7 protein-coding genes and 1 pseudogene are annotated in these 10,872 nt (G+C 48.2%); 7 read left to right on the top strand and 1 reads right to left on the bottom strand.

The features are described from left to right. Window positions 1–167: 167 nt before the first annotated feature. The 7 genes and pseudogenes from ACMJ0U_RS08520 to ACMJ0U_RS08490 form a co-directional block, all read left to right on the top strand. Window positions 168–3,921: pseudogene (locus tag ACMJ0U_RS08520) on the top strand (CusA/CzcA family heavy metal efflux RND transporter); the annotation flags it as partial. Window positions 3,922–3,986: 65 nt separating this feature from the next. Further along, on the top strand, window positions 3,987–4,502 hold the full coding sequence (locus ACMJ0U_RS08515; protein WP_394357938.1) for a TolC family protein: 516 nt from the start codon (window positions 3,987–3,989) through the stop codon (window positions 4,500–4,502). 19 nt (window positions 4,503–4,521) lie between these two features. Then, window positions 4,522–5,439: an efflux RND transporter periplasmic adaptor subunit gene (locus ACMJ0U_RS08510; protein WP_417129550.1), complete on the top strand. Its 918-nt coding sequence runs from the start codon at window positions 4,522–4,524 to the stop codon at window positions 5,437–5,439. Between the two features lie 9 nt (window positions 5,440–5,448). Further along, window positions 5,449–6,492, top strand: a complete 1,044-nt coding sequence (locus ACMJ0U_RS08505) for a sensor histidine kinase (protein ID WP_417129549.1) — start codon at window positions 5,449–5,451, stop codon at window positions 6,490–6,492. Continuing rightward, window positions 6,489–7,247, top strand: coding sequence for a LytR/AlgR family response regulator transcription factor (locus ACMJ0U_RS08500; RefSeq protein ID WP_417129548.1), 759 nt, complete (start codon window positions 6,489–6,491; stop codon window positions 7,245–7,247). The genes ACMJ0U_RS08505 and ACMJ0U_RS08500 overlap by 4 nt, the downstream gene beginning before the upstream one ends. Before the next feature lie 118 nt (window positions 7,248–7,365). Continuing rightward, a complete protein-coding gene (locus tag ACMJ0U_RS08495) occupies window positions 7,366–8,985 on the top strand; it encodes an ABC-F family ATP-binding cassette domain-containing protein (RefSeq protein WP_007561688.1) in 1,620 nt (539 codons plus the stop codon). A 208-nt stretch (window positions 8,986–9,193) separates the two neighbouring features. Beyond that, window positions 9,194–10,351, top strand: a complete 1,158-nt coding sequence (locus ACMJ0U_RS08490) for an acyltransferase (protein WP_417129547.1) — start codon at window positions 9,194–9,196, stop codon at window positions 10,349–10,351. Between the two features lie 6 nt (window positions 10,352–10,357). Here the strand turns inward: ACMJ0U_RS08490 and ACMJ0U_RS08485 are convergent, their stop codons facing one another. Next, on the bottom strand, window positions 10,358–10,837 hold the full coding sequence (locus ACMJ0U_RS08485) for a cytidine deaminase (protein ID WP_417129546.1): 480 nt from the start codon (window positions 10,835–10,837) through the stop codon (window positions 10,358–10,360). Between the last annotated feature and the right edge of the window lie 35 nt (window positions 10,838–10,872).

Genomic DNA, 10,872 nt, shown 5'->3' with positions numbered 1-10,872 from the left:
ACACTGACATAGAAAAGACGAAGATTACACGTGCACTCCCGGTTTTGGCATTTCATCATTCTGATAGGTCAGTTCAACCCTTGATTTGTCAGCTTCGCACGTTTGTTGGGCTTTTATTGTGTGGTGTGAGGTAATTTTGTTTCCATCATCAATCAATACACAAGAAAATGTTTAAGAAAATAGTCTGTTTTTCAATTCGAAAAAAACTGTTTGTCGTGCTGACAACCTTGTTTTTAATGATTGGGGGCATTTATTCAATGCTGACATTGCCCATCGATGCAGTGCCCGACATTACCAATAATCAGGTACAGATTGTTACCGTGTCGCCCACTTTGGCCCCTCAGGAGGTGGAACAGTTGATTACTTTTCCGATAGAAGTGGCCATGAGCAACATCATGAATGTGGAGGAAATTCGTTCCGTGTCCCGTTTCGGCTTGTCGCTGGTGACCGTGGTGTTTAAGGAAAGTGTGCCCACGCTGGATGCCCGTCAGCTGGTGAATGAGCAGATACAAACCGTGGCCGGAGAAATACCTTCGGAGTTGGGTGTACCGGAGATGATGCCCATTACTACCGGTTTGGGTGAAATCTACCAGTATGTACTGAAAGTGGCTCCCGGGTATGAGGATAAGTATGATGCCATGGAGTTGCGTACCATTCAAGACTGGATTGTGAAAAGACAGCTTTCGGGCATTCCAGGCATTGTGGAAATCAACAGTTTCGGAGGATACCTGAAGCAATATGAAGTAGCTGTCGACCCGGATGCCTTGTATTCGCTCAATATCACCATCAGCGATGTGTACGATGCATTGAGCCGCAATAATCAGAATACCGGAGGTAGTTATATAGAAAAGGTAAACCGTGCGTATTACATCCGTTCGGAGGGTATGATTACCGACTTGAAAGATATTGAACAGATTGTCGTGACCAATCGTGGAGGTATCCCTGTACATGTGAGCGATATTGGTAAAGTACGCTATGGGGCTCCTAAGCGTTTTGGTGCCATGACCAAGGATGGAGAAGGCGAATGCGTGGGAGGTATTGCCATGATGCTGAAAGGTGCCAATGCCAATGTGGTCACGCAGGAGTTGGAGAAGCGCGTGGCGAAGGTACAGAAGATGCTTCCCGAAGGCGTCAGTGTAGAACTTTATCTGAATCGTTCAGAATTGGTGAACCGTAACATTTCGACAGTTATCCGCAACCTGGTGGAAGGAGCCATTATTGTGTTCCTGGTATTGATTCTGTTCCTCGGCAATGTCCGTGCAGGATTGATTGTGGCTTCCGTAATCCCGTTAGCTATGCTTTTTGCCTTTATTCTGATGAGAGTGTTCGGTGTATCTGCCAACCTGATGAGTTTGGGAGCTATCGACTTTGGTATTGTGGTAGACGGTTCTATTGTGATATTGGAAGGAATCTTGGCACATATCTATGGCCGTCGGTTGATGGGGCGTACCCTCAGCAAAGAAGAAATGGATGCAGAGGTGGAGAAAGGAGCCGGCAATGTCGTACGAAGCGCCACGTTTGCCGTTCTGATTATTCTGATTGTGTTTTTCCCTATATTGACTTTGACCGGAATCGAAGGAAAATACTTTACCCCGATGGCCAAGACGCTGGTGTTCTGTATTATCGGTGCTCTGCTGCTGTCGCTGACTTATGTGCCGATGATGGCTTCCTTGTTCCTGAAGCGTACGGTATCGGTAAAACCGACATTGGCCGACCGCTTTTTTGAGAAATTGAACCGTGTGTATCGCCGTACACTGGACTTCTGCCTGTCGCATGTATGGGGTACGCTGGTGTCAGCCTTTACCTTATTAATATTCTCGTTCTTCCTGTTTACCCGCTTGGGCGCCGAGTTTATTCCAACTCTTGACGAAGGTGACTTTGCCATGCAGATGACGCTTCCGGCAGGTAGTTCATTGAGCCGCAGCATCGAGGTGTCGCTTGAGGCTGAAAAGAAACTGAAGCAGGATTTCCCGGAAATCAAGCATGTGGTCGCCAAGATTGGTACCGCAGAGGTCCCAACCGACCCGATGGCGGTAGAGGATGCCGACGTGATGATTGTGATGAAGCCTTTCAGTGAATGGACATCGGCCAGCAGTCGGGCAGAGATGGTAGAGAAGATGAAGAAGTCATTGGAAACAGTAGAAGGGGCAGAATTCAACTTCAGCCAGCCTATTCAGTTGCGTTTCAATGAGTTGATGACGGGTGCCAAAGCCGACATTGCTATCAAACTGTATGGAGAGGATATGGCTGAGTTGTATGCCAAGGCCAAAGAAGCTGCGAAATTTGTGGAACAGGTGCCTGGAGCCGCTGATGTGTTGGTGGAGCAGGCCATGGGACTTCCGCAATTGTTGGTGAAGTATGACCGCTCTAAAATAGCCCGTTATGGCATTGACATAGAAGAGTTGAATTCCATTATTCGTACGGCATACGCTGGAGAAACCGCCGGGGTAGTCTTTGAAAACGAACGTCGTTTCGACCTGGTACTTCGTTTGGATAACGAAAAGGTGAAGGACTTGAATATCGACAAACTGTTTGTCCGCACGGGAGAAGGTATTCAGATACCGGTCAGCGAGGTAGCCAGCATTGATTTGGAAAACGGTCCTTTGCAGATTAACCGCGATGCGACCAAACGACGGATTGTCATTGGGGTCAATGTGCGCGATGCCGATATTCAGCAGGTAGTAGAGCAGATACGTACCTCTCTGGAAAAAAATATCAAGTTGAAACCGGGATACTACTGGGAATACGGCGGACAGTTTGAGAACTTGCAGAATGCCGTGCGTACCCTGAGCATTGTCATTCCGATTGCGCTGATGCTGATTCTGCTGTTGCTGTTCTTTGCCTTCCGCAGTGTTATCTATTCATTGGTTGTCTTTTCTACGGTACCCTTGTCACTGATTGGCGGTGTGGTAGCTCTGTGGTTGCGCGGACTTCCGTTCAGTATTTCAGCCGGTGTAGGATTCATCGCCCTGTTTGGTGTAGCCGTGTTGAACGGTATTCTGATGATTAACCATTTTAATGATTTGCGAAAAGAAAAAACATATACCATGTGTACGAACCGAATTATAGCAAAAGGATGTCCTCATCTGTTGAGACCTGTCTTCCTGACCGGACTGGTTGCTTCGTTGGGCTTTGTGCCGATGGCTGTAGCTACTTCTGCCGGTGCCGAGGTACAGCGTCCGCTGGCCACGGTAGTGATTGGTGGTCTGATAGTATCTACTGTTTTGACCCTGATTGTCATTCCGGTATTCTATCGTCTGGTAAATGTGATAGCCCATCTGTGGGGCCGGAAAAGACATCGCGCACGGTTGGGACGCAAGGCGGGTATGACGTGTATGTTGCTCCTCGCAGCCGTATCTGTTTCTGCAGTTACTCCGCAGAAAGCAATTACTCTGGATGAGGCGGTAGAAATAGCCTTGCAGAACCATCCCCGTCTGAAGATGGCCAGTGCGGAGATTGAACGCAGCCGCGCAGCCCGTGGTGAGGTGTGGGATGGAGGAAATACCTCGTTCAGCTATTCCTGGGGACAATTGAACGGCGAATACAAGAAAGATAATGAACTGGCCGTGGAACAGTCGTTAGGCTCTTTGCTGACTCCTTTTTATAAGAATGCGCTGGTGAATGCCCAGGTAACGACTGGTACTCATTACCGTGACATGGTGGAGAAAGAAATTGTGGCCGAAGTGAAACGTGCCTGGGTATATTATCAGTATGCTTTCCACCTGTATCATTTGTACGGAGCGCAAGAAGAGTTGGCTTTGAAGTTGCGTGAGAGCGGTGATTTGCGTTACCAGCAAGGAGATATTGACCAGACGGAGCGTAATATGATTGCCACGCTTGCAGCCGAACTTCATACTCGCAGCTTGCAGGCGCGGGAGGAGATGGAACTGGCTTCCCGCCGTTTTGCGTGGGCTTGCTATGCCGGTGAGCAAGTGGTGCCTATTGACAGTTCGTTGGCTATACTTCCCTTGTCCTTGCAAGACCGGATGCTTTCGGCCCCTCATCTGAACTATTTTGCCAGTCAGGTGCAGGAAAAGAAATCGCAGCTCCGGATAGAGCGGAGCAAGTTCTTTCCGGAATTTTCGCTGGGTTATGTCCGTCAGAAAATTGCTCCGTTGAATGGCTTGAATTCGTGGATGGTGGGTGTGTCTTTCCCCATTCTGTTCTTCCCGCAGCGCAGCCGCAGCAAGCAGGCAAAGGTGAGTTTGCAGATAGCTCAATGGGAGGCCGACCAGAACCGTGTGCAACTGAATAACAAAGTGGAGGAACTTTACCGTCGTGTGCGCCAGCAGCAGGAAAGCCTGGACTATTATGCCAAGGCTGCGTTGAAAGAGGCGGATGCCTTGCAGGAAAGTGCCTTGATGAAGTTCAAGGAAAGTGAAATCAACATTACGGAGTTTGTGCAGAGTCTGAATGCTTCCCGTGACATTCGCCGGAATTATATTGAGACGGTGTATGCATACAATGTATCCGTGTTGGAAATCGAATTATATACAGAATAAAAATAAAAAACATAGCAAGATGAAACAAATTCTTTTTTTCTCAGCCTTATGCTACTCGCTGGTGATGGCCTCTTGCGGAGGTGGTGCCACTGAAAAAACATCCGATGAATCTACAGCGGTACAGCCCGTACAGCAGGATAGTCTTCAGGCATCTGCCGACAGCCTGAAAGTGGATGGAACTACGGGAGCTACCCAGGTGGCCAATGCGCCTTCTTTTAACGGCATTTTGATGATACCGCCACAGCAACACGCAACGATTACCCTTAGTATGGGTGGGGCTGTACACAGTGTTTCTTTCCTTCCGGGTGATTATGTGCGGAAAAATCAGGTCATTCTGACGTTGGAGAATCCGGAATTCATTGCCTTGCAGCAAACCTGGCTCGATGCAGCTGCGCAGACAGAGTTCCTGGAAAAAGAATATCTTCGCCAGCAGAATCTGGCTTCTCATGAGGCTGCTTCACAAAAACGGATGCAGCAGAGCAAGGCGGAATATTTGTCGATGAAGAGTCGTCTGGATGCAGCTGCAGCCCAGTTGCTGATTTTAGGAGTAGATGCCCGCAGCTTGCAGACAAAAGGTATTCAGCCTTATCTGGAGATAAAAGCACCATTAAACGGCTATGTCACGAACATGAGCGTGAACGTAGGAAAATATTTCAATGTAGGTGAGCCCGTGTGTGATGTGATTGACAAGCAGGCCCCGATGCTGCAGCTTACAGCCTACGAAAAAGATCTGGATAAGTTGAATGTGGGCGACCGTATGGAGTTCCATGTAAACGGAATGGGAAATGAAACCTTCGAAGCCGTACTGGTTTCCATTGACCAGATGGTAGACAATGCCAACCGTTCCATCAAAGTGTATGCTCGTGTAGCTCATCCGCAAAAAGATTTTCGTCCCGGCATGTATGTGTCGGCACGTAAGTCGGCAAAAAATGAATAACTTTGCAGCATGAAGCGAATCTGGAGTAATAAATATGTGCTGATAGTGAATGCCATCTCCATCATGGTGGCATTCCTTACGCATTTCCCGGAACTGATTACCTTGTCGAATCCGTATTCGGCCGACGGGCTTTCGTTTCCGGGCATGCACTGGGCCGATGTGGGCAATGAGGTACTGTTTACGTACCTTTCCCTTCTTTTTCTCTTTTTCCTGAATGAAGCCGTGTTCCGATTCAATAGCGATATGGTTTCTATCGGGTGGAAAAAGGTGGTTTGTTCGTTTGTGCTGACCTGGGTAGTAAGTAACCTGCTGGGCAAATGTTTTGTTTACCTGCATCAGCATTTCGATGTGCCTGCCATTGATGCCATGCTTCATCATTATCTTCATCCCTTGCGTGATTTCCTGATAACCTGCATTGTGACGGGAAGCTGCTATTTCTTTCATCAGAATAGGAAAAGTCGCAAGATGCTGCTCGAAAATCAGCAGCTGCGTATGGAAAATGTCATTAATCAGTACGAGGCTTTAAAAAGCCAGTTGAACCCCCACATGCTGTTTAACTCATTGAATACCTTGCATTTGCTCATTCGGGAGTCGCCCGACAAGGCTCGCCGTTACCTGGAAGAACTGTCGCGGGTGATGCGTTATACCTTGCAGGACAATGAGTCGCATTCCGTGACATTGCGGGAGGAAATGGAGTTCGTGCAGTCGTACATGTACCTTTTGCAGGTGCGTTATGAAGAGAATCTTCAGTTTGATATCCGTATCCATCCGGAACTGATGTCACGGAAGCTGCCCCCCATGGCCCTGCAGTTATTGGTGGAGAATGCCGTGAAGCACAATGAAATCAGTAACCGCCGTCCGCTGACAGTGTCTGTGATAGCCGAAGGTGACACGGTGGAGGTGAGCAATCCGCTTCAGCCCAAACGGGGAGGGAGTGCCGGAATGGGTATCGGACTGGCAAATCTGGCCAAGCGCTATCAGTTGCTGTATAAAAAAGACATAATCGTAAAAGAGGAAAATCATCGTTTCACCGTTATTCTGCCTTTGATATGAAGACTTTGATTATAGAAGATGAGAAAGCGGCCTTGCGTAACTTGAAGGCCGTGATGCAGGAAGTGGATACCGATTTTGAAATCGTCGGCGAAGTGGACAGTATTTTCGACGGGGTGGAGTGGTTTCGCACGCATCCCATGCCGGAGCTGGTGTTTATGGACATCCATCTGGCAGATGGCTCAGCCTTCGACATCTGTGCGCAGGTAGACATCACGTGCCCTATCGTCTTTACTACGGCCTACGATGAATATGCCTTGCGGGCCTTCAAGGTGAACAGTGTGGCCTATCTGCTCAAGCCCATCAGCTGGACAGATTTGCAGGAGGCCATGCACAAACTGGAATTGCTGGGCGGACAGGTGAAGGAAGAGAAACAGCCTGACTTGTCGGCCATTATCCGTAGCTTGAAAAAGGAAGAGAATTACAAGACGCATTTCCTGGTGCCGGTGAAGGGGGATAAACTTCTGCCTGTTTCGGTGGAAGCCATCCAGTATTTTTATATCTCCAACGGACTGGTCAAGGCGGTAGATAGTGAAGGGAAAGAATTTGTCTTCTCCCAGTCGCTCGATGAACTGGCTGAGCAATTGAATCCGCATGATTTCTTCCGTGCCAACCGCCAGTTTATCGTGTCGCGGAAGGCCGTATCCGACATCAGCCTGTGGTTCAACGGGCGGTTGGTCATCAACTTGAAAGTGCCGGTGCCCGAGAAAATCATCATCAGCAAGGCCAAGGCTTCGGAGTTGAAAGACTGGTTCTGATTTCGTAAGACGTGCGGTACTTGTCTGTCCGAAGTGAAACCTCCTCTTCTCCTTTGTACTGTATCTCATATTTTTATATTATCTTTGTGCCATAATTCAAAAAAGGTAGAAAAAACAGATGATAACAGTTTCAAATGTAGCCGTTCAATTTGGTAAAAGAGTGTTGTATAACGACGTGAACCTGAAGTTCACGAATGGTAATATCTATGGTATTATCGGAGCCAACGGTGCCGGTAAGTCTACGTTCCTGAAAGTGATTTCAGGCGAGCTGGACCCTACTAAGGGTAGCATTACCCTGGGACCGGGCGAACGTCTTTCAGTGTTGAGCCAGGACCACTTTAAGTTTGATGCCCACACGGTGCTCGATACCGTGCTGATGGGACACACCATCCTTTGGGACATCATGAAGCAGCGCGAGGCTCTGTATGCCAAGGAAGATTTTACCGATGAAGACGGTATCAAGGCTGCCGAACTGGAAGAAAAGTTTGCCGAACTGGAAGGTTGGAATGCCGAGAGCGATGCAGCTATCCTGCTGAGCGGATTGGGCATAAAAGAAGACAAGCACTACACGCTGATGGGTGATTTGAGTGGTAAGGAAAAGGTGCGCGTGATGCTGGCACAGGCGCTTTTCGGAAATCCGGACAACCTGTTGCTCGACGAGCCGACCAATGACCTGGACATGGATACGGTGACCTGGCTCGAAGAATACCTTTCGAACTTTGAACATACCGTACTCGTGGTGAGCCACGACCGTCACTTCCTTGACTCGGTATGTACGCATACAGTGGACATCGACTTCGGCAAGGTGAACCTCTTTGCCGGTAACTATAGCTTCTGGTATGAATCCAGCCAGCTGGCTCTCCGTCAGCAGCAGAACCAGAAGGCCAAGGCAGAAGAAAAACGTAAGGAGCTGGAAGAATTTATTCGTCGTTTCTCTGCCAATGTAGCGAAATCCAAGCAGACTACCAGCCGTAAGAAGATGCTGGAGAAACTGAATGTGGATGAAATCAAGCCGTCTTCCCGTAAATATCCGGGTATCATCTTTACGATGGACCGTGAACCGGGTAACCAGATTCTGGAGGTTTCCGGACTGCGTGCCGAAACGGAAGAAGGAACAGTGCTTTTCAATGATGTGAACTTCAACGTGGAGAAGGGCGACAAGATTGTCTTCCTGAGCCGCGACCCGCGTGCCATGACGGCCTTGTTTGAGATTATCAACGGACACCGTAAAGCACAGGCCGGACACTATAACTGGGGAGTAACCATTACCACGGCTTACTTGCCGCTGGATAATACGGATTATTTCAACTGCGACCTGAACCTGGTAGACTGGCTGAGCCAGTACGGTCAGGGTAATGAAGTGGAGATGAAAGGCTTCCTCGGCCGTATGTTGTTCTCTGGTGAAGAGGTAATGAAGAAAGTCAGCGTGCTGTCGGGAGGTGAGAAGATGCGTTGTATGATTGCCCGCATGCAGTTACGTAATGCCAACTGTCTGATTCTGGATACTCCGACCAACCACCTGGATTTGGAATCTATTCAGGCGTTCAACAACAACCTGAAGATTTACAAGGGAAATGTGCTCTTTGCTTCACATGACCATGAGTTCATCGAAACTGTGGCCAACCGTATCATCGAGTTGACTCCGAATGGAATCATTGACAAGATGATGAGCTACGACGAGTATATTTCATCCGACCATATCAAGGAAATGCGTGCCCGTATGTACGGCGATAAATAAGACTCAAAAAACGCCTTTGCGTTTGGAAGAAAACGTAAGTACGTTTTATCCGAAACGCAAGGACGTTTTGATCAAAACGCTTAGGCGTTTTACTTAAAGCGCAAGTACGTTTTTGTGGAAACGCACTTGCGTTTTTTTCTGTTCGTCAGGACTCCTTTGGGATATTATGAAAATATAGGTATAATCTTCAAATTATCAGTTAGTTATTATGGACTCAACTTTAAATCCTACTCAAAAAACACACATTGTGTGGCTCGACGTGGTTCGTCTGGTAGCCATGTTCACTGTAATATGCTGCCATTCGGCAGACCCGTTTAACTTCTATCCGGGAGAACCTCCGGCCAATATTGCGGAAATCAAGTGGTGGGGTGCCGTGTACGGTTCCTTACTTCGTCCGTGTGTGCCTTTGTTTGTGATGATTACAGGAGCCTTGCTGTTGCCGGTAAAAGGGGAGGTGGCTCCGTTCTATCGTAAACGCATCGGGCGTGTGTTCTGGCCTTTCCTTATCTGGTCGGTCATTTACAATCTTTTCCCGTGGATTACAGGTTTACTGGGAGTAGCTCCGGAAGTTATTCTTGATTTTTTCCCGTATTCGGGTGAGGAAGTGATGCGCCAGTCGCTCGATGTATCGTTGGGATACATTGCACAGATGCCGTTCAACTTCTCTTTGCTGGACGTGCACATGTGGTACATTTATCTGCTTATCGGGCTGTATCTGTACATGCCGGTATTTTCTGCCTGGGTGGAAAAAGCCAGCCGGAAAGCACAGCGGTGGTTCCTTGTGGCTTGGGGTGTGACGCTTTTCGTTCCTTATTACAGAGAATTTGTAGGGCCTTACATTTGGGGGTCCTGTTCCTGGAACGAGTTTTATATGCTCTATATGTTTGCCGGATTCAACGGTTATCTGCTGTTAGGACATTATCTGCGTCACACGGAATGGAGTCTGGCAAAAACACTGGGATGGGGAATCCCTATGTTTGTCGTAGGTTTCTGTGTCACGTTCTTCGGGTTCCGTCACATGACCGCATCGCCCGACTGCACGGAAGAACAGCTCGAACTTTTCTTCTACTATTGCTCACCGAACGTGGTACTGATGACCCTTCCATTATTCATGCTTTGCAAGAAAGTCCGTGTAAATAATCAGCAAATACAGAAAGCCCTTGCCAATCTGACGGTATGCGGTTTCGGAGTGTATATGATTCATTATTTCTTCACCGGTCCGAGCGTAGTGCTGGCCCGTATGTGTCACGTGCCTGTCGGATTGCAGATATCGTTTGCTGCGGTAGTTGCTTTCCTTGTATCATGGGGACTGGTGATTTTGCTTCGCCGGTTGACTGGAAAGTATGCCCGTTATGTGGTAGGGTGAGGGAGTTTATTTCAAAAACTCCCCGCCGAAAGATAAGGGTAACAAGTCTTTGGTTCCGTCTATCTCGTAAATCGCTTTTTCTCCATATAGTAAAATGCGCATAGGCTGTTGGTAGCGCTGTTCAGTTTCCAGTAACACCTGCCGGCAGGCTCCGCAAGGAGGAATCGGTGTGTCGAGATAGCTGGATTCACTTCGGGCAGCAATGGCCAGTGTCAGCACAGGCTGGTCAGGATACTGGGAATTGGCATAAAACAGTGTGGTACGTTCGGCACATGTTCCGGATGGGTAGGCCGCGTTTTCCTGATTCGTACCCGTCACAATCACCCCGTTTTTCAGCAGGGCAGCGGCACCGACTGAGAATTTGGAGTAAGGCGCATAACTGCGTGAAGTGGCTTCTTTGGCTTTGTCCATCAGTTCACGGTCTTGTGGGGTGAGTTCATCGTATTGTAAGGAATGGATACAGATTTCAAGTTTGATTTCTTTCATGGCTTTTGTTTTTGTAGTTAGGTAAACAAATATAA

It is taken from the genome of Phocaeicola sp. (genome assembly GCF_048170425.1).
Lineage (GTDB): Bacteria > Bacteroidota > Bacteroidia > Bacteroidales > Bacteroidaceae > Phocaeicola.
Note: the sequence above shows the minus strand (reverse complement) of the source record. Positions and strands in the feature narration are given on the sequence as shown.